A 21,869-nucleotide genomic window follows, 5' to 3' on the forward strand; every position below is an offset into this window, starting at 1 on the left:
CCATGCCGCTGCCAGAGATCATGCTCGCGGTCCTGTGGCTCGGCCTGACCGCCTACGTGCTGTTCGGCGGCGCGGACTTCGGCGGCGGCATCTGGGACCTGCTCGCCGGCGGCGCCGAGGCCGGGCAGCGGCAGCGGTCACTGATCGAGCACTCGATCGGCCCCGTCTGGGAGGCCAACCACGTGTGGCTGATCTTCGTGATCGTGCTGATGTGGACCGGCGTCCCGTCGGTGTTCGCCGCCGTCGCCTCCACCCTCTACATCCCGCTCACGCTCGCCGCGCTGGGCATCATCGGCCGCGGCGCGGCCTTCGCCTTCCGCAAGGTCTCCACGGAGCTGTGGCAGCGCCGGCTGTTCGGCGCCACGTTCGCCTTCTCCTCCGTCGCCACCCCGTTCTTCCTCGGCACGGTCGCCGGCGCGATCGCCTCGGGCCGGGTGCCACCCGGCATCGCCAGGGGCGACCTGGTGGGCAGCTGGCTGAACCCCACCTCCGTGACCGCGGGAGCGCTGGCCGTCGGCACCGCGGCCTACCTCGCCTGCGTCTATCTGACCCGCGACGCCCAGCGCGCCGGGGACGCCGACCTCGTGGAGGCCTTCCGGCGGCGCGCGCTGGGCTCTGGCGTGGCCGTCGGCGTGCTGTCGGCCGCGGGCCTGCTCGTCCTGCGGGCCGACACGCCCGATCTGTTCACCGAGCTGACCTCGGGGCGGGCACTTCCGCTCCTCCTGCTGTCCATGATCGCGGGACTGGCCTCGCTGGTGCTGATGTGGGGGCGCGCGTACGTGGCCGTGCGCCTCACCGCCGCCCTGGCCGTGACGGGGCTGTTGTGGGGCTGGGGCGTCGGGCAGTATCCGGCGCTGCTGCCCGGCGTGTCCCTGGACGAGGCGGCGGCCACCGACGCGGTGCTGGCGGCCAGCCTGGGATCGCTGGCCGTGGGCGCGCTCCTGCTGCTGCCGTCCCTGTGGTGGTTGTACGCGACCTTCCAGCGAGACCGCGAGTCGTAGGCTGTCGCTAAGGGGCTATCCACTCCGCGATGTCCGCGACGACGGCCGGGTCGACGTGCTGGGCCGGCTCGTACTCCGCCGGGCCTGAGGGACCCGCGCCGGGGAAGAACAGGTGGTTGTCGGCGTCGTAGACGCGGAACGTGACGTCGGACCGGTGCGCGAGCCCCGCCTTCCACCGCGCGAGATCGTCCTCGACGGTCACCTGGTAGTCACGGGCGCCCTGGAGTATCAGCATCGGCCTGTCCAGCGCGGCCGCGGTCGCGACGGGGTCGTAGCCACGCATGTCCAGCCAGTACGAGCCGGAGAAGCCGAACGGCAACTCCGTCGAGGGCGTGGCGGGTGACAGCTCGGGACCGGCGACCACGGCGGCCTGACGTTCGATGGTCTCGAGGGCCGCCTTCGCGGCGGGGTCGAGCGCGGCGAGGTAGCGGACGACGCGGACGGCGGCCTGGTGCATCGGCTGGGCGTCACCGGCCAGCATCACCAGACCGGCCACGGACGGCTCGGCGGCCGCGACCCGGGGGGCCGCCTTGCCGCCCATGCTGTGGCCGAGGACGAAGACCCGCGCCGCGTCCACGTCCGGCCGGCGCTGGAGCAGGTGGACGGCGGCCACCGCGTGCGGGACGTACTCGTCGGCCATCGTGAAGTCGTCCGCCATGGCATGGACGTGGGTCACCTTGTCGTACCGCAGCACCGCCACCCCCCGGCCGGCCAGCCCCCAGGCCAGGTCCTTGAGCGGCTTGTTCGCCCCGCTGGTGGCGTCCCGGTCGAACGGTCCACCGCCGCTGAGCAGCACCACGCCGGGCCGCTGGCCGCCACCGCGCGGGAGGCTCAACGTCCCCGGCACGGCCAGCGGTCCTGCGCCGACGGTGACCTCGTACTCGTCGAACGTCTCCGGACTGGCGTAAGACGGCGGCGCCCACTCCGCGAGGTCCGCGGGCGCGAACCGCAGCCCGTTCAGCAGGCCGGCGTCGTCAACCGCCATGACGACCGTGAGACCCCCGTGCTCGCACGTCACCGGGACGCTCACCCGGACCAGCCCCGCCTGGATCGGCTCGCTCACCGGCTCGCCGACTGCGGAGACGGGCCCTTTCCCGCCGGTCTCGGCGGCCCAGGCGGCCCGCAGCGCCTCAGCTGACACCTGTGCCCGCAGCGGCGCCGCGAACAGGCCCTCGATTTCCGTGAAACGCCCGTCGCGCGCCATCTCGACCACCGTCGTGGCGGTCGCCGCCGGATCCGTCGCCATCCCGCAAACCTTTCTCGTTTTTTGAGAAAGGTAACACATCATGAGATCGTTGGGTCATGGACCCGTTGGAGCTTCTGGGACATCCCGTACGGTTGCGCATCGTGCACGCGATGCGCGGCGGCCGCATGCTGACCACTTCCGAGCTGTGCGCTCGCGTCCCCGACGTCTCGAAGGCCACCGTCTACCGGCACATCGAGCTGCTGGCCGGCGGGGGGATCCTGGAGGTGGCCGAGGAGCGGCGGGTGCGCGGCGCGGTGGAGCGCCTCTACCGGCTGCGCCAGGACCGGGCCACGATCGACGCCGGCACCGCCGTGTCGCTGACGAACGAGGATCACCGGCGCGGTTTCGCCGTGGCGATGGCCGCCCTGCTCGCCGAGTTCAACGCCTATCTGGACAAGGAGGAGGCGGACCCGGCGGCGGATCTCGTCGGATACCGCCAGCACGCCGTCTGGCTCAGCCGGGACGAGCTCCTTGAGCTGATCGCGCAGCTGCGCCGCGCGATCCTGCCCGTGCTGGACAATTCCCCCGCGCCGGGGCGCACGCAATACCTGATCAGCCCGATCCAGTTCCCGATCGAGCAGCCGTCTGCCGATCCCGGTTGAGCCCCTGACCTGGTCCGGTGACGACAGCTCAGCCGCTTTCGCGCTATGAAGGGATATGTGGAGTTTGCCCGCTACTGGCGCTATCACGGGCTCGGCGGCCTGGACCTGATGCGCGCGCAGTTCGTCCGGCACCGGTTCGCCCGGCACAGCCATGAGACGTACGCGCTCGGGACGGTGGAGGCCGGCCTGGAGGAGATCCGTTTCACCGACGGAGTGGAGTGCTCGGGCGTGGACGAGGTCGTGCTCATCGAGCCGGGCGTCGTCCACACGGGCCAGTCCCGCACCGCCGGCGGCTGGGCGTACCGGGTGCTGTACCCGAGTGTCGAGCAGGTGCGGGAGGTCGCGGACGAGCTCGGCGTGCCGGGCGGGACGCCGTCGTTCGAGCGGCGGGTGATCGCCGATCCGCGGATGGCCCGGCGGGTGACGGCCGCTCACCGCGCGGCGGAGTCCGGCGCGTCGCTGGCCGCCGACTCCCAGCTCCACACGCTGCTGGTCCTCCTGCTCGGCGCGTACGGCAAGCGCCGGCCGCAGCGCCAGGCCCGCGGGACCGGCAGGCGGAACGTGGCCCGGGTGCGGGACCTGCTGCACGCGACGATGCCGGACCCGCCCGGCCTGACCGAGCTGGCGGCCGTGGCGGGGGTCACGCCGTACGCCCTGGTGCGCTCGTTCCGGCGCGCGTACGGCATGCCGCCGCACGCCTACGTGACCCAGCTGCGCGTCGCGAAGGCCCGTGAGCTGCTACGGCAGGGCATGCCGCCGGCCGAGGCGGCCGTGACGGTGGGGTTCTGCGACCAGTCGCATCTCTCGCGGCATTTCCGCCGCGTCGTCGGTGTGCCGCCGCGTGCCTACCAGCGCGGGGTGCAATAACGTCCAATCCTTTACGTACGCCGCATATCTACCGTGCCCGCATGACGACCGACGAACGTGCCCTTCCCCTCGAACTTGACCCCTCCGCCGTTCAGCGCCTGGGCCGGCACGCGGTGGACTTCGTGGCCGACTGGGTCCGCGAGCTGGACTCGGCGCCCGCGAGCGACTACGGGCAGGCCGAACGGCTGGCCGCCACGCTGCGCCGGCCGCCAGGCGACGGCCCCGGCGACTTCGCCGCGCTCCTGGAGCTCTTCCGCCAGGCCGCCGGGCAAGGCGTGGACACGGCCGGTCCCGGCTATCTCGCCTACTTCCCGGCGGGCGGACTGGTCACCGCGGCGCTGGCCGAACTGCTGGCCCAGGCCGTCAACCGCTTCACCGGCGTGGCCCAGACGGCGCCGGCGCTGGTCGCCATGGAGCACGGGGTGCTGAGCTGGTTCTGCGACCGGTTCGGGCTGCCCGAGGGGGCGGGCGGGCTGGTCACGACGGGCGCCTCGGTGGCGACGTTGTCGGCGCTGCTCGCCGCGCGCCACGCCCTGGGAGACGGCACGTTGTACGTGACCGAGCACACGCACTACTGCGTCGCCAAGGCCGCCCGCATCGCCGGACTGCCCGCCGGACGCATCCGCACCGTGCCCGCCACCGCGGACCTGCGCATGGACGTTTCGTCGGCGGCCGCCATGATCGCCGCCGACCGCGCCGCAGGGCTGCGCCCGTTCCTGCTGGTCGGCACCGCGGGGAGCACCAGCTCCGGCACCGTCGACCCGCTTCCCGAACTGGGGGAGCTGGCTCGCAGGGAGGGGCTGTGGTTCCACGTGGACGCCGCCTACGGTGGCGGGTTCCAGCTCACCGAGCGCGGCCGGGCCCGGCTCGCCGGGATCGAGGCGGCCGACTCGATCGCGCTGGATCCGCACAAGAGCCTGTTCTTCCCGTACGGCACCGGGCTGCTGCTGGTGCGCGACCCCGCCGTACTGCATGCCGCCCACGCGGCCGACGGCCGGTACCTGCAGGACCTCAGCCCGATGGACGATCTGCCCGACTTCGGGCACCTCGGGGTGGAGCTGACCCGGGAGTTCCGCGGGCTGCGACTGTGGCTGCCCCTGCACCTGCACGGCGTACGGGCCTTCGAACGGGAGCTGGACGAGAAACTCGACCTCGCCGCGTACCTCCACCGCCACCTCGCCCACGACCCGCGCTTCGAGGTGCCGTGGCAGCCGGACCTGACGGTGGTGCTCTTCCGGCTCCGCGGCACGGACGAGGACAACCGGCGGTTCCTGGCCGAGATCAACTCCAGCCGGCGCGTGTACCTGAGCAGCACCACCATTGACGGCAGGTTCTTCCTGCGCCTGTGCGTGCTCAGCTTCCGCACCCACGCGGACCGCGTCGAGGAGGCACTCGGAATCATCCGCTCAGCGGGCTGACCGGGACCCGGGCGCGCCGTCTGCTTCCCGGCGGGTCAGTGCTTGATGGGCATGTCCCTGCGGGCCTGGTCCAGGTCCTTGGCCCAGATCCACAACCGGTGCGGCGGCGGGACCTCGTGGTAGCCGTACAGGCCGACCTCGGTCAGGGTACGCAGGTCCACGCACACGCGCTGGTAGGCATCCTTGATCGCGTCCGCGGGGTCCTCCAGGCGCTGGGCGCCGAGCTTGACGCAGGCGCGGTACTCGTAACCCAGCAGCAGGTCCGGGCCGAAGTGCCCCCAGGCGCCGCGCTGCTCCCGCCATGCCACCTCTGCCTCGTTGAGCATCAGGTTCAGGTCGAAGACGGGCGGGATGGACGGGTAGATCACGAAGGTGGCGGCCCAGCCGAGCGCCACCATGTCGAGGTTGAACGTACGCCGCTGGGGATCGCCACGCGGCGGCAGCGGATCGGTGGCGCCGCCTGAGAACCAGGGCGCGGTGTAGGCCAGCAGGCGCCCGTTGCCCTCGACCAGCTCGCCGGTGGCGACGACCGCCATCTTGCGCTGAGTCCCGTCCCGGCGGGTCAGCCGGGTCTTGACCATGGCCTTGTGCGCCTCGGCCGCCAGCTGGCCGGCGGTCTGGTGGTGCAGGGCGGCGTTGGGGGTGATGCGCGAGATGAGGTAGTCGCGCAGGTGCTGGGGGAGATCGTCGTACGTGCCGTCCTGCAGGCGTGCCTTGGTGCGCTCGAGCGCGGCTTGGGCGGTCGGCGGGTTGCCGCCGAAGTGGCTTTCCGGGGTGTCGATCGACACCATGCGGATCGACATCTCGATCTTCGGGGTGTCTCCGTCGGTCACCTCGACGAACTTGTAGTCGTTGGCGGGGCGGCTGGGCCCGACGAAGCGGAGATCGATCATGCTGGCGCTCCCATGACGGAGTAGACCTGGAGCACCAACATCGCAGCCGGGCAAGCTTCCGCGCCGACGGACACGCTTGTCCATGCTGCCGGAGATCGTAAATTTCCGATTCGGCATCCCAACCGGTGCTCGACATGAAAGTTTCACCGCGAGAAAGCGGCGCTGTTAGCCGTTGGCCAGCGGCGATGCCTTTTGGGTAGGTGTGGCGGCCCTCTGTGGCATTGACGCGGGGAAAGCGCTTTCCTAACGTTACGGTCGTTCGCTCATGTGTGTGGCGTTCACAAATGTGAACGGGAAACGACCTGCGAGCACGGGAGGAGTACAGAGATGCAACGCACCTCCAAACTGATCAGCGGCCTTACCGCCGCGATCACCGGGGTGGCCGGGCTGGCCATGACCGCGCAGCCGGCGTCGGCAGCCGACACCGCCCCGATCGGGTGGGCTACTCAAGGCGGCGGCACGACGGGCGGTGGCAGCGCAGGCACGACGACGGTGAACTCGTCCTCTGCCCTGTCCAGCGCGCTGTCATCCGGTTCCGCCGCGGTGATCAGGGTGTCGGGGACGATCTCCTGCTCCGGCATGCTCCGCGTGGCCTCGAACAAGACCGTCATCGGCAACTCCGGCGCGGTGATCTCCGGCTGCGGTTTCAACGTCTCCAACGCGTCCAACGTCATCATCCGCAACCTCACCTTCCGCAACTGGAACGACGACGGCATCAACGTCCAGTACTCCACGCGGGTGTGGATCGACCACAATTCCTTCAGCAACGGCTACGACGGGGCGCTGGACATCAAGCGCGCCAGCGACTACGTCACCGTCTCCTGGAACAGGTTCTCGAGCCATGACAAGACCATGCTGCTCGGGCACAGCGACAGCAACGGCGGCGAGGACCGCGGCCGGCTGAGGGTGACCTACCACCACAACTGGTTCGACGGCACCAACCAGCGCCACCCACGGGTACGCTTCGGCAACCCGGTGCACGTGTACAACAACTACTACGGCAACATCGGCGACTACGGCGTGGCGTCCACGTGCGAGGCGGGCGTCCTCGTCGAGGGCAACTACTTCGAGAACACCGACGACCCGTTCCACCGGGGCGAGGGCAGCTCTCCCGCGGGCAGCCTCGTCGCCCGCAACAACCACTTCGTGGGCTCCGGCAGCGGCAGCGCCGGAGGCAGCGTCGGCTCGATCCCGTACTCCTACAGTCTGGACACCCCGTCCAACGTCAAGTCGATCGTGACCGGCGGCGCGGGCGCGGGCCGTATCAGCATCTGATCCCACTCACCAGCGGCCTCTCCGGGTTCCTCACCCCGGAGGGGCCGCTCTCATGTCCGCCCGCACGACCCGCACCCGGAGATGGGCGGGCCCGGCCAGGATCGAATGATCCTGGCCGGGCGGGATCCCGCCTGCCGTTCAGTTCGACAGACTGGCGAACATGCCGGGCTCGTAGGAGCCCCCCTGGTTGCGTACGATCACGCCGAGCCGGTTGGCCGCGTTGATCATGGCGACAAGGTAGACAAGCGCGGCGATCTGATCGTCGTCATAGTGCTTGCGCACCTGAGCCCAGGTCTCGTCGGACACCCCTTGGTGGGCGTCGGCGAGCCGGGTGCCCTCCTCGGCGAGGGCCAGCGCGGCCCGCTCGGCCTCGGTGAACACGGTGGTCTCGCGCCAGGCGGCGACCAGGTTGAGCCGGACCGCGCTCTCCCCGGCGGCCGTGGCGTCCTTGGAGTGGTAGTCGACGCAGAAGCCGCAGCCGTTGATCTGGCTGGCACGCAGCATCACCAGGTTCTGGGTGGGCTTGGGCAGCGTCGACCGCTCGATCGCCAGGCTGACGTTGTAGAACCGCTTGCCCAGCTTGGCGCCGAGCTCGTTGCTGGTCAGATTCATACGGGGTTCCATGACTTCGTCCTCATTCGTGGAGTTGCCTGCCGCGCGGATCGTTGGCGCGGCGTCCGGACGACATGGAGATGCCGGCGACCAGCTTCCTGTGACAGCGCGGTGATGTGACCTGTGTCACCGACCGTGGGGTGTCACAAAGCGGTTGTGACTGGCGTCGTTTCTAGCGAACAGTGCCGCGCCCGTTGCGCCACTTGACGGCATACGGCAACACGAACAAGTACAGACCAGTGAACAGCTGCAGGACGAGCGGGGGCAGTGGCAGGTAGAACACCCAGACGGCAGGCTCCTCCTGCAGCACGCTGACGATGCTGATGATTACGGTCACCGTAAAGGCAACGGACAGCCAGCGGTGGATCTGCCGAACCCACTTGTTCCAGTTCATGGAGACCTCCTCTGCAGACGAACACCCCAGGGCCCCGGCGACGCTCGCCACCGGCGTCGTGCGCGGGGCTCCTTCGCGGTGCCGTCTGTCTGTTCAGGTATGGCTGCGACGACCTCGGCGCCGCCGGCCCGCACCCGCTCGACGGTGCCGTCGAGGTCGGCGGCGGCCAGGAGGCTGCCGGCACAGGACGATGGACGTGCCGGGCCGGTCAGCGGGGCCGCAGAAGGGCGGGCGTCCTCCGGGGCGTCGTGCGGGAGGAAGCTCGCATGGATAGTGGTATCCATGGCGGTCACGTTAGGCGCGGCTCGCCGGCCGGCGCTTCTCGATTCCTGACCGATCTGGTCATGGGGGCCTCCCGGCCTGAAGATGCCGGCGGCACCTTGGAGATCGCTAGCTCGGGGATGGAGACGCTTTTCCCAGGGGAACGGCGGCGCTTATCGTGGTGCCTTCTCCCCGTACGCCATTGACGGTGAGGCGGCCGCCCAGTCCGGCGATTTCGGCGCGCCGGCTGCGTAGACGGGTCTCCAGCACGTCCGCCGACATCCCGGAGTCGTCATGGCTGACGGTCAAGCGCAGCCCGCTGGGGGCCACGGTGAGGGCGATGGCGACGGTACGGGTCGCTGCCTGCCGTTCCACCTCCTGCAGGACATCACGGATCGTGCCATGGACGATCTCGGTGATCGCGGTGGGAAGCGGTTGTTTCGGCAGAGCCCATATCTCCACCGTGATCCCGGTCTGCCGCGACCATTCCGCCACGTAATCCGCCAAGGCCTGTGAGGCTGTGCGGCTGCCTGATTCGAGTTCCTCATGTGAGCTGTTGGCCATCTGCTTCTTCCCTTTGGGCGTTCATGAGCCGGTGGTCGGGCCGGTGGATCCAGCGCCGTGACCGCTTGCCCGCCGAAGCCTGTGGCACCAGGATCGTGGCGACAAGATTGTTCGGCACCCCTGATCAGGCAGGCAAACAATGCTTTTCTCGACGAATGGCCCCTTTCCTGTAGAGAAGGGACTCACGTAACGGTGGTGGGCCGTCGCGAAAGTCCGGTGGACCCGGCAGCGGGACCGGTTCAACGCTTTGCCTCCGAGTTACGCAAGCTGCGCCAGGAAGCGGGCGGCCTCACCTATCGGGTCATGGCCAAGCGCGCGGGTTACTCGGTCACCACGCTGTCGCAGGCGGCGGCGGGTGAGCGGCTGGCTTCGCTGCCCGTCGTCCTGGCCTTCGTGGAAACCTGCGGCGGAGACGTCTCCGAGTGGGAGCGCCGCTGGCAGCAGGTCGCTCAGGAACTGGCCCGTGAGAGGGCGGACGATGACGGTGCCGCCGGGCCGTACCTGGGCCTGGCCCCGTACGACACCCATGATTCCGGTCGTTTCTTCGGGCGGGAACGGCTCGTCGAGGAATTGCACGAGTTGCTTGGCCGGCATCGTTTCGCCGCGGTGTTCGGCCCTTCGGGCAGCGGTAAGTCGTCCCTGTTGCGTGCCGGGCTGGTGGCTGCGGAGCGTGGAGAGACGACACGCTCGGGCGAATCCTCAGGGCGGAGCCTGGTGATCACGCCGGGGGAGCACCCGATGCGGCACGCCGACCGGTTCCTTGCGGGCGAGGGCGACTCCGACGCGCTGATCGTGGTCGACCAGTTCGAGGAGGTGTTCACGCTCTGCCAGGACCAGCGCGAGCGTGGGCAGTTCATCGACCTGCTGCTCAGCGCGCGACAAGAGCAGAGCCGGATGAAGGTGGTCATCGCGGTTCGCGCGGACTTCTACGGGCGGTGCGCCGAGCACCGCGAGCTCACCGCAGCGCTGCGCGAGGCGAACCTGCTGGTGGGGCCGATGCAACCGGAAGAGCTCAGGGAAGCGATCGTCCGGCCGGCGATGGCCGAGGGCTTGACGGTGGAGCGGGCGCTGACGGCCGAGATCGTCGCCGACGTCGCCGAGGAGCCGGGGGCGCTTCCGCTGATGTCGCACGCGCTGCGGGAGGTCTGGCGCCGCCGTACGGGGAAGATGCTGACCTTGGACGCCTACGAGAGCGTGGGCCGAGTCCAGGGGGCGATCAGTCATACCGCCGAGGAGCTGTACGCCGGACTGTCGCCGGCGCAGGCGCGGATCGCCCGGCGGGTCCTGCTCAGGCTGATCCAGCCGGGGGAGCAGGCCCAGGACACCCGCCGTCCGGCCGCCCGGGCGGAGCTGGATCCGTACGGGGAGGCGGACACCGCGCTGGTCGTCGAGCAGTTGGCCGGGGCCAGGCTGCTCACGCTGCATCAGGACACCGTGGAGCTCGCGCACGAGGCCCTGATCGAGTCGTGGCCGCGGCTGCGTGGCTGGGTGGACGAAGGACGCGACCGGCTGCGCGCGCATCGGCAGTTGACCGAGGCGGCCAAAGCGTGGGAGGCGCACGGCCGGGATGCCGGGCTCCTCTACCGAGGCAGCCGGCTGGCCGTGGCCGACAAGCTGTTCATCGAGCCGCCGAACCGCGACGACCTCACGCCCCTGGAACGGAACTTCGTCGACGCGAGCGCGGCACTGGCCCGGCGCACATCCCGCAGGCGGGTCGCCGTCTCGGCCGCTCTGGTCGTGCTGCTGGTCGCCTCCATGGTCGCGGCAGGCGTCGCCATCCGGCAGGCCGGCCTGGCCGACGATCGGCTGGGGGAGGCGACGGCCCGGCTGGCCGCCAGGCGCGCGGAAGCCCTGCGGATGAGCGACCCGAAGCTGGCCCGCCGGCTGAGCGCCGCGGCCTGGCGGATCGCCCCGGTCCCCGAGGCCAAGAGCGAGCTGATCGACTCGATGGCGCTCCCCTTGGTGGACATCGTCACCGCCCCGTACGACACCACGGACCTGGTGCATGGGCTCAGCGTGGACGGCACCAGGCTGGCCGTCTACACACCCGGTACGGCGGTCGAGCCAGCCGCCCTGCGCGTGCTTGACCTGGCCACGAACAAGGAGATCGCGAGTGCGACATGGAGGGGGCAACAGGTCTCGGATTTGGTGTGGAGTCCTGATGGCCGCACGGTGGCGGTGGACGACGGTGACGGCGCACGGTTGTGGGCCGTCGACGGCGGACGTCTGACGGATCTCGGCGTGCCATTCGACCAGCTCCGCCCTGCGAAGTTCAGCCCGGACGGGCGCTTTCTCATCGGGGACCGCGATGAGATGAAAGGTGTCTGGAGCATCGCGGACCGGAAACGCGTGCTCAACGAGCCGGTCAGCGCCATCAGCCCGGACGGCCGGCTGGCCCTGGTCATCCCGGAGGACGCCGATGGTTCGACGATCACCGCGCTGTCCCTCGGCATCGGAGCGAGCTCGGGGCGGCGAGTGGAGCTCTGGGACCTCGAGAAGCGCAAGCCGCTCCGGGCCCCCTGGCTACCGAAAACCGCCACGGAAGGCATGTTCAGTCCAGACGGGAAACACCTGGCCGTCTTGACCAACGACGGCATCCGGCTGTTCGACATCTCCTCGGGCAAGGAGGTCCTGCGCCCGCTGCTTCCGCCTGCGGACCGGGTGGAGTTCAGCCCCGACGGCCGGTTCCTGGCCGGGACGCGGATTCAGGGATGGGTGACCCTGTGGCGGGTGGACGACGGCTCACTGCTGATGAGCTCCTCGCTTCCCCCGGACGCTGTGGCAGCCGAGCCCCGTTTCTCGCCGGATGCCCGGGTTCTCCGGGTGAACGGCCAGTTCGGCACGGTGAACGTCCTGGACATCTCCCCCTACACCCGTCCCGAGGTGCTCGCTCCGGGAAGTGGCAAGCGGCTGTTCAGCCCCGACGGCCGCTTCCTGGTGACGGCGAATCACCGAAAAGGCAGGCCGGAGGTGCGCATTTGGGATGTCGCCGCGCGGAAACCCGTGAGTGGCCCGCTACCCGTCGACGATCTCCCCGAAGAGGACCCTACGGAAACGGCGTACTCCCCGGTATTCAGCCCTGATGGGCGCACGCTTGCGCTCACCCACCCCGCGTCCCCCATGGCGACCTTGTGGGACGCCACGAACGGCCGCAACATCGGCGCATTCCACGTCCAGCGCCAGGGAGCCACCGGAGTCATGTCCTTGATCTTCTCCCCCGACGGCAGAACCGTTGCGGTTGTCCCGCTTGGCCCGGATCCAGATGACAAAGAGGCGATTTATGACCTGGAGCTGTGGGACGTGCGAGCTCGGAGATGGATCCGGACCGTCTCCGACGCGGGATCAGGCATTCTGATCTTCGAGCCGGACGGGCGCCGGTTGTTCTTGGACGCATCTGCGCAGGGACGAAGCCTGCTCGATACAGCCACCGGAGAGATACGCCGGCACTCAACCGACGCCCGCGCCGAAGGAGAGATCCTCTTCATCGAGAACATGGCCGCGGTCGGCGACGGGGACGGGCGTTTGACGTTCTGGGACAGGGAGTTGCGCAGGCCCCTGGCCCCGCCGCAGGTCGCGCACACGGCATCGATCAGCGCTCTTGTCCCTTACCCGCAGGGCGAGCTGCTCGCCACCGTCGCCCTCGAAGGCGAGCTTGGCATCCAGCTATGGGACTGGCGGGGATATCAGCGGATCGCCGCACCGATCAGCGTCAACACCCAGTCCGCGCCGGCCGTGGCATTCAACCGGACCGCTCTCCTCGTCTCATCCGCCGACGGGGCCTTGCGCGAGATCACCGTCGATCCCGGCACCGCCGTCGCCGTGATCTGCCAACGGGACGGCGGCCTGTCCCCTGCCGAGTGGCAAGAACACATTCCAGAGCTGGCCTACCAGAAGACCTGCCACTGATGGCACCCCGACACCGCGCTGTCGCCGCGTCAAGGTCGCCGGGTCCACATCGCGACCCCGGCCACGATCTTCCCCGAGGTCGGCCGGCGGGATCATCGGGCGTTCTGCGGCCAGGCCGGCTCGACCTCCCGTAGGCGAAGGTCGCGTGCCTCGTTCTGCCCGCCTATCCCGGCTACGCCTTGAGGCAGATGCGGGAATCAGCGTCGCGGCAGATGTGCGCGAGGGCTCCTCCACGAACACTGGAAGGCGCTGGACTGACCCGTGTCCAGGGCGACGAACTGAGAGGAAGCACGATGAGACATCTTCGCGCCACTATGGTCGCCGGCGCACTCGCCACGGGCCTTCTCGCCCCCACGGCGGCTTATGCTGTCGGCTCCGAGCCCACGCCGGTCTCCGACGCCCCGGATTCTTCCCTGCCCGAGGTGGAGGGTCCCCTGGGGGCTGACTCAGGCGACGTATCAGCTCAGGCCAAATGGTCCACCATCTGGTACGCCAACAGAAAGACCAAGAAGGTGGTCAGCTCCACCCGGTGGGACAGGACCAAGGTCCTGCAGATCGTCGTCCGATGCTGGAACGGCGGCGACGGCACGCGGGCAACGGCGAAGTTCCAGTTCTACCGCCGCGGCATCTGGTGGACCGTGGGCGGGAGCACCAGCGGCTACTGCGTCGGCGGAAAGATGTACCACCGAGTCAGGGTCAAGAACGGGCGGCCAGGTAAGTTCCGTGCCGTCGTTGAACTCAGCCCCAAGGCCCATACGGTCAACATGTGGGTGCAGAAGTACGCCTGATCCAAGCCGCTCAGACCCGGCGTGGGGCCGTCAGGCGGTCGGTTCGCCGTAGGGGACGTCGATGATCACCAGACTGGGGCGGTGACCATCGAGCGCCCGGCGCAGCTGGTCAGGATCGAACACATCGGCCTGGCCCGCTGCGTGCGGGACATCACCGTCCTGGGCCGCCAGCCTGCGTGCAAGCCGCCAGGCCGTCCCCCGCTCACGCAGGCCCGGGTTCTGTCGCGTCAGCTACTTTCAAGATCGGCTGCCGCGCTGACGGGTGGCCTCGTACAGGGCCACCGTGGCGGCGCTGGCGGCATTCAGCGAACTGGCCGCACCACCGATCGGGATCCGCGCCATCGTGTCGCAGTCCTCCCGCCAGCCCGCGCTCAGCCCGGACGTCTCGTTCCCGATCACCAGTAACGTCGGGCCGGTCAGGTCCACCTCGGCGATATCAGCGGTGCCGTTCTCGTCGGCGCCGATCACGGTCAGCGGGCGGCCTGCCGGGTGCCACTGCCGCGCCCACGCCAGCACCTCCCGGTGCGAACGCACCCGGACCACCGGCACCGCCATCAGCGATCCGGTGGAGGCACGCACCGCCTTGGGATCGTACGGATCGGCGGCATGCCCGGTGATGATCAGGCCGGCACCACCGAACGCGTCCACCGATCGCACCATCGTGCCGATGTTGCCCGGCCCCGACGGCCGGTCGAACACCACCCCCAGGAACGACGGCCCCACCGGAATTCGCGACAGGTCGTCGGCGGGCAACTCGACCACCGCCACCAGCTCGGGAACCTCCTGCTCCTTGCCGCTCAACTGGCGCAACAGCTCGGCGGCCATGGCCACCCGCTCGCCCCCGGCCCGCTCCAGCATCCCGGCCGCCCACCGCGACGGCGGCCGCTCGGCGTCGTAGATCAGCGCCCGCACCGGCCAGCCCCGCTCCACTGCCAGGCTGATCGGCCGGACCCCCTGCACCAGGAATTCCCCCGCCCGCTGCCGCTTGTTCTGGTTCCGCAGCAGCGCCTCCCACTGTTGAAACCGCGCATTAGGCCGCGAAATCCGCAGTACGCCCCCCACCAGACACTCCAGACGCCATCTCGCAACAGAAAGCGATCTAGTCTCCCATACGCCGATGCCGGCACAGTGCCCCGCCGGGGCGGCGTTCACCGCCTGCACGATCCTGCCGGCGCCGACCATGAAGACGCGCGCTACCTCAACATCACCCACAACGGGCGCCGCCGCGTGGCCTTCGGCTTCGGCGTGCACCAGTGTCTCGGCCAGCCTCTGGCCCGCCTGGAGCTGCAGGTCGCCTACAGCACCCTCTACCGGCGCATCCCCACCCTGAGCCTGGCGACAAAGCTGGACCAGATCCCGTTCAAGCACGACGGCGCGGTTTACGGCGTCTACGAGCTCCCCGTCACCTGGTGACCTTCCTCTGGGTTTGCGCCGCTCTTGACTTGAGGACCGATGTCGAATCGGCGGGAGGCCGTTCGTGTAGCTGGTGAGGCCCGGCCCGTGCCGGGCATCATCCAACACGTCAAGGGAGGATCACAGCGACATGAGGCACTACCTGCTCAGCATCCAGCAGCCCGACGGCGGCGCGCCGCCCCTGGAGATCCTGGAGCCGATCATGAGGGAGGTCGCCGCCTTCAACGAGGAGCTCAGGGCCGCCGGGGCCTGGGTCTTCGCCGGCGGGCTGCACGACGCGGGCGCGGCAGTCGTGGTACGTCCCGGGGACTCGCTCGTCACGGACGGCCCGTACGTCGAGGGCAAGGAACACGTCGGCGGCCTGTCCATCATCAAGGCGCCCGACCTGGAGTCCGCGCTGGAATGGGGCCGCAAGCTCGCCCGCGCGACCACACTCCCGATCGAGGTGCGCGAGTTCCACGGCGAACCGGACCAGCACCTGGCATAGCCCGGCCCGTCTCGCGCCGGCGGGGGCCCCGCCGGCGCGAGACGGGGTGAATCTTGCCGGGACCTTGCCGAATCGGTGGCGGAGAAATCCCCATCATCTGGGCCGGCCCACGGTGGAATGGGCGATGTCGTGCATCCGAGGAAGACGGGATGTCGGGAGTGCTCGATCGGGTCCGTGACGTCGCGGGTATGGCGCTGGTGGAAGACGTCGGCGCCGTCATCGAGGCCGCCTCCGACATGTCCGGGCGGTTCCGGCGAGGAGGCCGGCTGCTGGCGTTCGGCCGGGCAGCGGCGGCCGCGGACGCGGCGCACGTGGCGGTGGAGTTCACCCACCCCGTGATCGTGGGCAAACGCGCGCTGCCCGCGCTCTGCCTGGGCGCCGATCCTTCCTTGCTGCCGGTGCTTGGGCGGCCCCAGGACATCGCCGTCGGGGTCCGGCCCGCCGCCGGCGATTTCGCCGCCGCTCGCGAGCTCGGCATGCTGACCATCGCCCTGACGGCGAACGAGCCGTGCGCGCAAGCCGATCACGTGCTGCCGGCGCGGAGCGCGGATCCGCTGGTCGCGCGGGAGATCCACATCACGATGTACCACCTGCTGTGGGAGCTGGTCCATGTGTTCCAGGAGGCCGCCGCGTGATTGGGGACGAATGTGACTCCTGCGTGACGTGCGGCGATGTCGCCGTACAGGTGCGGGTCGTCGGCCTGCTGCCCGCCGGGCTGGCACGGGCCGACACCGGCGCCGGGACGGAGGAGATCAGCGTGGCGCTGGTGGACGCGCAGGTCGGCGACGTCGTGCTGGTGCACGCGGGGGAGGCGATCGCCGTGATCGGAAGGGACGGGCGATGACGGAGACGCTCTATCCGTTCCTGCGGCGCGACCCGCTCGACCTGGCGGTGTCCACCGCCGAGAAGGCTCTGGAGAGCCTGGAGTTGCGGCGGCGGGTGCTCGACGAGATGGAGGCGCCGCTGGTCGCGTGTGCCGCGGCGGTGGCCGCCGCATTCCGCGGCGGCGGGCGGCTGTTCACGTTCGGCAACGGCGGCAGCAGCACGGACGCCCAGTCGGTGGCGGCGCTGTTCACCGGGCGTGGGCTGCCCGCGGTGTCGCTGGCCTGCGACTCGGCGCTCGTCACGGCACTCGGCAACGACATCGGCTTCGAGGTGGTGTTCGCGCGCCAGCTCGCCGCGCTCGGGGGCGAGGGTGACATCGCCTGCGCGCTGTCCACCAGCGGCGGTTCGGCGAACGTGCTGCGCGGGCTGGCCCAGGCCCAGAGCCAGGGGATGGTGACGATCGGCTTCGCCGGCTCAGGAGGCGGGCGTATGGCGGAGGAGCGGCTGGCCGAGCATCTGTTCGTCATCCCGTCGTCGTCGGTGCACCGCATCCAGGAGGCGCAGGCGACGCTCTACCATGTGCTGGCCGAGCTGGTCTCAGCACAACATGCGGGGTAGCAGGCGTCTCTGCACGTGCGCAGTAGCGGTCCTCAGCAGATGCGGGGTAGCGGATCGCCCACCAGCACGTCGACCACTCTGGTGCCGCCGAAGGCGGTGCGGAGCAGGACCAGGCCGGGCGGCGCTTCGGTGACGGTCCCGATGATCGCGGCGTCGGCGCCCAGCGGGTGGGCACGCAGCGTCTCGAGTGCCTGACCGGCGTGCGCGCCGTCCACCACCGCCACGAAGCGGCCCTCGCAGGCCACGTAGAGCGGGTCGAGGCCGAGGAGCTCGCACACGCCGGTGACCTCCGGCCGTACCGGGATCTGATCCTCCCGCAGCACGACGGCCACCTCCGAGGCGCGGGCCACCTCGTTGAGCACCGTGGCCACCCCTCCCCGGGTGGCGTCTCTCAGCGCCCTGACGTGCTCAGGCAGCGCCTTCAGCAGCTCGGCGACGATCCCGTGCAGCGGGGCCGTGTCGGACGTGATGGGGGCCTCGATGTCGAAGTCGTCCCTGGCCAGCATGATGGCGGCGCCGTGCTCACCGATCGGGCCCGACACGATGACGGCGTCACCCGGCTGCGCACGCGCGGCCGACAGCGTGACCGGCTGTTCGAGGAGGCCGACCCCGGCCGTGGTGATGTAGCAGCCGTCGGCCTTGCCGCGCTGGACGACCTTGGTGTCGCCGGTGACGATCGTCACCTCGGCCGCCGCCGCGGCAGCGGCCATTGAGGCGGTGATGCGCCGCAGGTCGGCGACGGGGAAGCCCTCCTCCAGAATGAATCCCGCCGACAGGTGGACCGGCCGGGCCCCGCACATGGCCAGGTCGTTCACGGTGCCGTTGACGGCCAGGTCGCCGATGTCGCCGCCGGGGAAGAACAGCGGCGACACCACGTAGGAGTCGGTGGTGAAGGCCGTTCGCGCGTCCCCGAGCCGCAGGATCGCGCCGTCGTCCAAGGGGGCGAGCAGCGGGTTGCGGAACGCCTCCAGGAAGACGGCCTCGATCAGGGTCTGCGTGGCCTTGCCGCCGGCGCCGTGCGCCAGCGTGATGAGTTCCTCCCTGATGACGGGCTTGCGCCGCCGGATGCGCTCGATGCGGTCGAGCACCTGCTGTTCGCGGCTCATGCCCGGCTTGCCTCCTCCGCCAGCGGCTCGCGAGCCGCCGCGCGCATCTGCTCCCGGCTGAAACGTCCGAAGTTGTAGTACGCGGCGCAGGCGCCTTCCGAGGACACCATGCAGGTGCCGATCGGCGTCTCCGGCGTGCACGCGGTGCCGAACACCTTGCACTCCCACGGCTTGAGCACGCCCTTGAGCACCTCGCCGCACTGGCACGACTTGGGGTCGGCCACGCGCACGCCGGGCAGCTCGAAGATCCGCTCGGCGTCGAAGGCGGCGTACTCGTCCGCCATGGCGAGTGCGGAGTGCGCGATGAACCCGAGCCCGCGCCACTCGAAGTGCGGTCGCAGCCGCATCACCCGGCCGATGGCCGACAGCGCGATGTGGTTGCCGTGCCAGGGCACCACGCGGGCGTACTGGTTCTCCACCTCGCAGCGGCCCTCGGCGAGCTGGCCGAGCAGCATGTGTACGGAAGCGAGGATGTCCAGCGGCTCGAACCCGGCGACCACCAGCGGCTTGCCGTAGTCGCGGGCGATGAACTCGTACGGCTCGCAGCCGATCACCGCCGAGACGTGGCCGGGACCGATGAAGCCGTCGAGCCGCAGGTCCGGCGAGTCGAGGATGGCCTTGATCGCAGGAATGATCATGACGTGGTTGCAGAAGACGGAGAAGTTGGCCAGCCCCTCCTCCGCGGCCCGCAGCACGGTCATGGCCGTGGAGGGCGCGGTGGTCTCGAACCCGATCGCCATGAACACGACCCTGCGGTCCGGGTTGGCCCGCGCGATCTTGAGCGCGTCCAGCGGCGAGTACACCATCCGGATGTCGGCCCCCGCCGCCTTGGCGTCCAGGAACGAGCCCGCCCCGCCGGGCACCCGCATCATGTCGCCGAACGACGTCATGATCACGTCCGGCCGGCGGGCGATGTGGATGGCGTCGTCCACCCTGCCCATCGGGATGACGCAGACCGGGCAGCCCGGCCCGTGCACGAGGTTCACCTCGGGCGGCAGATGGTCTTCCAGGCCGTGCTTGTAGATGGTGTGCGTGTGGCCGCCGCACACCTCCATGAACGTGTACCGGCGGCCCGGCCGGCAACGCGCGGCGATCTGCGCGGCGAGCGCCCGTGCCCGGTCCGCGTCGCGGTACTCATCGACGAACCGCATCAGAGGCCCCCTCACCCGATCCCGATCTCACGCGATGTCCGAGGCGCGCAGCGCGTCGAGCTCGTCCGCGTACGGTTGCCCGAGCCCCTGCAGGTAGTCGAGCACGGCCTGCGCCTCCTTCTCGGAGATCTTGGACAGCGCGAACCCGACGTGCACCAGCACCCAGTCGCCCGGCACGAGCCGCTCGTCGGCGAGCAGGCCGATGTTGATCCGCCGGCGCACGCCGCTGACGTCCACCACGGCCAGGTCGTCGTGCTCGGGAAGGCGCTCGACGAGCTCACCGGGGATGCCGAGACACACCGGGCACCTCCTCGCCGAAGGTGACGGACTCCAGGACCAGCTCGTCGCCGCCGCTGAGGTCGACGTCGTCACCGCCGCAGACCGGGCAGACGGCCAGCGCGTCCACGGACTCGGAGAGGCTGCCGCAGGTCTCGCAGCGCACTGTCATCGGCGTGATGACGAGCTCCACGGCGGCGTCCTCCGCGGCCGTGCCGGCCGCGGCCATCGTGAACGCCTGGTCGAAGGCGTCGTCCAGGACGGCGTGCCGGGCGCCGATGCGTACCCGGGCGGCCGTGACCCGCCTGCCTCCCGCCTGCTGCTGGATCAGCTCGACGAGGCCCTCGCACATCCCGATCTCATGCATGCTGCCTACATTCGTTCCATCTTCAGATACCGCCGGATGTCCGGCCATTGGTGGACGATCAGCGCCGCCAGCCCGCAGACCACGAGCAGCGTCATCACGCGTGACTTCCTCATCTCACATCACCTCACCGGGGTGCCGGATCGCGGGAGCCCGGAATGGTGCTTTCCGCAATCATTTCCATAACCAGGGACTTCACAAGGCTCGCCGCCTCGCCGACCATCGCCCGTACGGGCTCGCTCAGCTCGAACGCCGCCTCCTCGACCGATGCCGGCTCGCAGCAGACGACCCGCACCAGCGGGGGGATCCGGCCGAGCTGCCGGGCCAGCCGCAGGACCCTGACCGGGTCCATGCCGTGCGCCTCCACCAGCGTGCCGCCCTCGTCCGGCAGCTCCGGCTCGAGCACGGTGAGCGTGCCGGGGGCCTGGCCGCGTGCCGCCGCGTCCACGAAGACCACGCCCGCGTAGTCCCGTTGCAGGGCGTAGGCCAGGTCCATGCCGCGGATGCCGAAGTCGACGACCTCCATGCCCGCGACGGCCGCCTCCTCAGTCAGGCGGCGGACCACCTCGACGCCGAATCCGTCGTCTCCGAGGAACACGTTCCCGATCCCGGCGACCAGGACGCGGGCGGGACTCCCGAGGGGTTCGATCTCCTCGGCGGAGTAGAAGAACCGGTGCCCGGGCAGCCGGGCCTCGCCCAGGTCGCGCCCGGGATCGTCGTCGAGCGTGACCGCGACGTGGAAGGCGCCCTCGTCGTCCTGCTCCACGCTCTCCACCACCGCGACGCGGCCGTCGAGCACGAGGTCGAAGACGTCGGCCTGCTTGCCGGGCCGCAACCGGACCCGGCTGCCCGGCCCGACCGGCACTCCGCCGACCACCACCTCGCCGGGTCCGCGGCTGGTCATCTCGTCCCAGAATTCGTTCATGGCTCCGTCCTGCGCATGATGCCGTGCAGCCGCATCAGCTCCTCGGGCGTGAGGGCCTCGCAGCGGTCGAGGATCTCCCGGGCGCGCGGGTCGCCGTCCCGGATCTCGCGCCGCTCCTCGTCGCTGAGGGCGAGCACGCTCAGCGTGAGCAGTTGGTCGATCTCGGTCGCGTCGAACAGGTCGCCCGGGCTCTCCGGCGAGATCTTCGGGTTGTCGTACAGGATGATCGGCGAGGACAGGACGGTGTCCTGCCCGACGAGCACCGGCCAGGCGCCGACGTTGTCGCAGCCCGCCGCGTACGCCCGCAGCTCCTCGGGCGGGTCCATGAGCGAGACGAACCGGGCCTCCCGCGCGCGCAGCACGGTGTGCGCGGATACCAGCGTGCGCAGCATGACCTCGTCTCGGGTGCCTCCGTGCCAGGGCGTCGTGTTGGCCACCTCGACCGTGACCCGGAACAGGCCCGGCCGCAGCCGCCGCGCGCTCGCCTCGATCCGGCCGGACAGCGCCTCCCAGCTGCGCACCACGGCTTCGGGGCCGCGCCGCAGCCCGTCCGGAATGTCGATCTTCGTGATGACGGGTCCTGACAGCAGCTCGTCCAGGACGAGCCCCGGCACGTTCACCTCGCGCTCCCGCGCCTCCTGGCCGGGCGGGTTGCGGGTCACGACGTGCAGGAAGCGCACGCACACGTCGACGGTGTCGCCGGGCTCGGCTTCGAGCAGGCACTCGGTACGCATCAGACACGGGCTGCCGTACCCCTCGGGATGGACGCCGCCGATCGTCCAGCGGTGCCGGTTCTTCAGCGCCGACTCCCGGTACGGCCACAGCAGGTAGCCCTCGTACAGCACGGCCTGCGCGATCTGCCTCACCTGGTCCATGC

26 protein-coding genes are annotated in these 21,869 nt (G+C 70.2%); 12 read left to right on the forward strand and 14 right to left on the reverse strand.

What is annotated here, in order from left to right; translation table 11 throughout:
• Window positions 1-2: 2 nt before the first annotated feature.
• Window positions 3-1,001 carry a cytochrome d ubiquinol oxidase subunit II gene (locus ACIBVN_RS12585; RefSeq protein ID WP_397135592.1) on the forward strand — a complete coding sequence of 333 codons (999 nt, stop codon included), beginning with the start codon at window positions 3-5 and terminating at the stop codon, window positions 999-1,001.
• A 7-nt stretch (window positions 1,002-1,008) separates the two neighbouring features.
• Here the strand turns inward: ACIBVN_RS12585 and ACIBVN_RS12590 are convergent, their stop codons facing one another.
• Complete coding sequence (locus ACIBVN_RS12590) at window positions 1,009-2,247, reverse strand: alpha/beta hydrolase family protein (protein ID WP_397135594.1); 1,239 nt, start codon at window positions 2,245-2,247, stop codon at window positions 1,009-1,011.
• Between the two features lie 56 nt (window positions 2,248-2,303).
• On the opposite strand from ACIBVN_RS12590, the gene ACIBVN_RS12595 reads away from it, so the two are divergent.
• From ACIBVN_RS12595 to ACIBVN_RS12605, 3 genes are read left to right on the forward strand one after another with little or no spacing between them, the layout of a single operon-like run.
• The gene (locus ACIBVN_RS12595) at window positions 2,304-2,849 is read left to right on the forward strand and encodes a helix-turn-helix domain-containing protein (protein WP_397135596.1); all 546 of its coding nucleotides are present in this window, start codon (window positions 2,304-2,306) and stop codon (window positions 2,847-2,849) included.
• A gap of 45 nt (window positions 2,850-2,894) precedes the next feature.
• Window positions 2,895-3,716, forward strand: coding sequence for a helix-turn-helix domain-containing protein (locus ACIBVN_RS12600; protein WP_397135598.1), 822 nt, complete (start codon window positions 2,895-2,897; stop codon window positions 3,714-3,716).
• 41 nt (window positions 3,717-3,757) lie between these two features.
• A complete protein-coding gene (locus tag ACIBVN_RS12605) occupies window positions 3,758-5,134 on the forward strand; it encodes a pyridoxal phosphate-dependent decarboxylase family protein (protein WP_397135600.1) in 1,377 nt (458 codons plus the stop codon).
• Window positions 5,135-5,169: 35 nt separating this feature from the next.
• Here the strand turns inward: ACIBVN_RS12605 and ACIBVN_RS12610 are convergent, their stop codons facing one another.
• Window positions 5,170-6,027, reverse strand: a complete 858-nt coding sequence (locus tag ACIBVN_RS12610; RefSeq protein WP_397135602.1) for a hypothetical protein — start codon at window positions 6,025-6,027, stop codon at window positions 5,170-5,172.
• 327 nt (window positions 6,028-6,354) lie between these two features.
• On the opposite strand from ACIBVN_RS12610, the gene ACIBVN_RS12615 reads away from it, so the two are divergent.
• Window positions 6,355-7,302 carry a polysaccharide lyase family 1 protein gene (locus ACIBVN_RS12615; protein WP_397135604.1) on the forward strand — a complete coding sequence of 316 codons (948 nt, stop codon included), beginning with the start codon at window positions 6,355-6,357 and terminating at the stop codon, window positions 7,300-7,302.
• A gap of 138 nt (window positions 7,303-7,440) precedes the next feature.
• On the opposite strand, the gene ACIBVN_RS12620 is transcribed toward ACIBVN_RS12615, so the two are convergent.
• The 4 genes from ACIBVN_RS12620 to ACIBVN_RS12635 form a co-directional block, all read right to left on the reverse strand.
• Window positions 7,441-7,926 carry a carboxymuconolactone decarboxylase family protein gene (locus ACIBVN_RS12620; protein WP_397135606.1) on the reverse strand — a complete coding sequence of 162 codons (486 nt, stop codon included), beginning with the start codon at window positions 7,924-7,926 and terminating at the stop codon, window positions 7,441-7,443.
• Between the two features lie 160 nt (window positions 7,927-8,086).
• Window positions 8,087-8,308 carry a hypothetical protein gene (locus ACIBVN_RS12625; RefSeq protein ID WP_397135608.1) on the reverse strand — a complete coding sequence of 74 codons (222 nt, stop codon included), beginning with the start codon at window positions 8,306-8,308 and terminating at the stop codon, window positions 8,087-8,089.
• Window positions 8,305-8,592, reverse strand: coding sequence for a hypothetical protein (locus tag ACIBVN_RS12630; protein ID WP_397135610.1), 288 nt, complete (start codon window positions 8,590-8,592; stop codon window positions 8,305-8,307). The genes ACIBVN_RS12625 and ACIBVN_RS12630 overlap by 4 nt, the downstream gene beginning before the upstream one ends.
• A gap of 106 nt (window positions 8,593-8,698) precedes the next feature.
• Window positions 8,699-9,133, reverse strand: a complete 435-nt coding sequence (locus tag ACIBVN_RS12635) for a hypothetical protein (RefSeq protein ID WP_397135612.1) — start codon at window positions 9,131-9,133, stop codon at window positions 8,699-8,701.
• A 216-nt stretch (window positions 9,134-9,349) separates the two neighbouring features.
• Between ACIBVN_RS12635 and ACIBVN_RS12640 the strand changes: the two genes are divergently transcribed.
• Both ACIBVN_RS12640 and ACIBVN_RS12645 read left to right on the forward strand, forming a co-directional pair.
• Window positions 9,350-13,039, forward strand: a complete 3,690-nt coding sequence (locus ACIBVN_RS12640) for a helix-turn-helix domain-containing protein (protein WP_397135972.1) — start codon at window positions 9,350-9,352, stop codon at window positions 13,037-13,039.
• 293 nt (window positions 13,040-13,332) lie between these two features.
• A complete protein-coding gene (locus ACIBVN_RS12645) occupies window positions 13,333-13,827 on the forward strand; it encodes a hypothetical protein (RefSeq protein WP_397135614.1) in 495 nt (164 codons plus the stop codon).
• A gap of 237 nt (window positions 13,828-14,064) precedes the next feature.
• Here the strand turns inward: ACIBVN_RS12645 and ACIBVN_RS12650 are convergent, their stop codons facing one another.
• Complete coding sequence (locus tag ACIBVN_RS12650; protein WP_397135616.1) at window positions 14,065-14,889, reverse strand: TrmH family RNA methyltransferase; 825 nt, start codon at window positions 14,887-14,889, stop codon at window positions 14,065-14,067.
• Window positions 14,890-14,955: 66 nt separating this feature from the next.
• Here ACIBVN_RS12650 and ACIBVN_RS12655 point away from each other — a divergent pair, with 66 nt between their 5' ends.
• The 5 genes from ACIBVN_RS12655 to ACIBVN_RS12675 all read left to right on the forward strand — a co-directional run bounded on the left by ACIBVN_RS12655 (window position 14,956) and on the right by ACIBVN_RS12675 (window position 17,170).
• Window positions 14,956-15,240 (forward strand): cytochrome P450, encoded by a 285-nt coding sequence (locus ACIBVN_RS12655; RefSeq protein WP_397135618.1) that lies wholly within the window; start codon window positions 14,956-14,958, stop codon window positions 15,238-15,240.
• 130 nt (window positions 15,241-15,370) lie between these two features.
• The gene (locus tag ACIBVN_RS12660; protein ID WP_397135620.1) at window positions 15,371-15,727 is read left to right on the forward strand and encodes a YciI family protein; all 357 of its coding nucleotides are present in this window, start codon (window positions 15,371-15,373) and stop codon (window positions 15,725-15,727) included.
• Window positions 15,728-15,876: 149 nt separating this feature from the next.
• Window positions 15,877-16,362, forward strand: a complete 486-nt coding sequence (locus tag ACIBVN_RS12665) for a phosphoheptose isomerase (protein ID WP_397135622.1) — start codon at window positions 15,877-15,879, stop codon at window positions 16,360-16,362.
• Window positions 16,359-16,571 (forward strand): HypC/HybG/HupF family hydrogenase formation chaperone, encoded by a 213-nt coding sequence (locus tag ACIBVN_RS12670; RefSeq protein WP_397135624.1) that lies wholly within the window; start codon window positions 16,359-16,361, stop codon window positions 16,569-16,571. Before ACIBVN_RS12665 ends, ACIBVN_RS12670 begins: the two co-directional genes overlap by 4 nt.
• On the forward strand, window positions 16,568-17,170 hold the full coding sequence (locus tag ACIBVN_RS12675; RefSeq protein ID WP_397135626.1) for an SIS domain-containing protein: 603 nt from the start codon (window positions 16,568-16,570) through the stop codon (window positions 17,168-17,170). The genes ACIBVN_RS12670 and ACIBVN_RS12675 overlap by 4 nt, the downstream gene beginning before the upstream one ends.
• Window positions 17,171-17,202: 32 nt before the next feature.
• Here ACIBVN_RS12675 and hypE read toward each other — a convergent pair whose 3' ends face one another.
• Genes hypE through ACIBVN_RS12710 form a run of 7 tightly spaced genes read right to left on the reverse strand, consistent with a single transcriptional unit; the run spans window position 17,203 to window position 21,867 of the window.
• Window positions 17,203-18,276, reverse strand: a complete 1,074-nt coding sequence (hypE, locus tag ACIBVN_RS12680) for a hydrogenase expression/formation protein HypE (RefSeq protein WP_397135628.1) — start codon at window positions 18,274-18,276, stop codon at window positions 17,203-17,205.
• Entirely contained in the window at window positions 18,273-19,427 is a 1,155-nt protein-coding gene (gene hypD / locus ACIBVN_RS12685; RefSeq protein ID WP_397135630.1) for a hydrogenase formation protein HypD, read from the reverse strand. Before hypD ends, hypE begins: the two co-directional genes overlap by 4 nt.
• Before the next feature lie 27 nt (window positions 19,428-19,454).
• Entirely contained in the window at window positions 19,455-19,727 is a 273-nt protein-coding gene (locus tag ACIBVN_RS12690; RefSeq protein WP_397135632.1) for a HypC/HybG/HupF family hydrogenase formation chaperone, read from the reverse strand.
• Window positions 19,705-20,070, reverse strand: coding sequence for a hydrogenase maturation nickel metallochaperone HypA (locus ACIBVN_RS12695; protein ID WP_397135634.1), 366 nt, complete (start codon window positions 20,068-20,070; stop codon window positions 19,705-19,707). The genes ACIBVN_RS12690 and ACIBVN_RS12695 overlap by 23 nt, the downstream gene beginning before the upstream one ends.
• Before the next feature lie 5 nt (window positions 20,071-20,075).
• The gene (locus ACIBVN_RS12700; protein ID WP_397135636.1) at window positions 20,076-20,183 is read right to left on the reverse strand and encodes a DUF6893 family small protein; all 108 of its coding nucleotides are present in this window, start codon (window positions 20,181-20,183) and stop codon (window positions 20,076-20,078) included.
• A gap of 11 nt (window positions 20,184-20,194) precedes the next feature.
• Window positions 20,195-20,992 carry a hydrogenase maturation protease gene (locus ACIBVN_RS12705; RefSeq protein WP_397135638.1) on the reverse strand — a complete coding sequence of 266 codons (798 nt, stop codon included), beginning with the start codon at window positions 20,990-20,992 and terminating at the stop codon, window positions 20,195-20,197.
• Window positions 20,989-21,867: a hypothetical protein gene (locus ACIBVN_RS12710; RefSeq protein WP_397135640.1), complete on the reverse strand. Its 879-nt coding sequence runs from the start codon at window positions 21,865-21,867 to the stop codon at window positions 20,989-20,991. Before ACIBVN_RS12710 ends, ACIBVN_RS12705 begins: the two co-directional genes overlap by 4 nt.
• Window positions 21,868-21,869 lie beyond the last annotated feature (2 nt).

The sequence above is a fragment of the Nonomuraea sp. NPDC049400 genome, from assembly GCF_044466425.1.
Taxonomy (GTDB): Bacteria; Actinomycetota; Actinomycetes; order Streptosporangiales; family Streptosporangiaceae; genus Nonomuraea.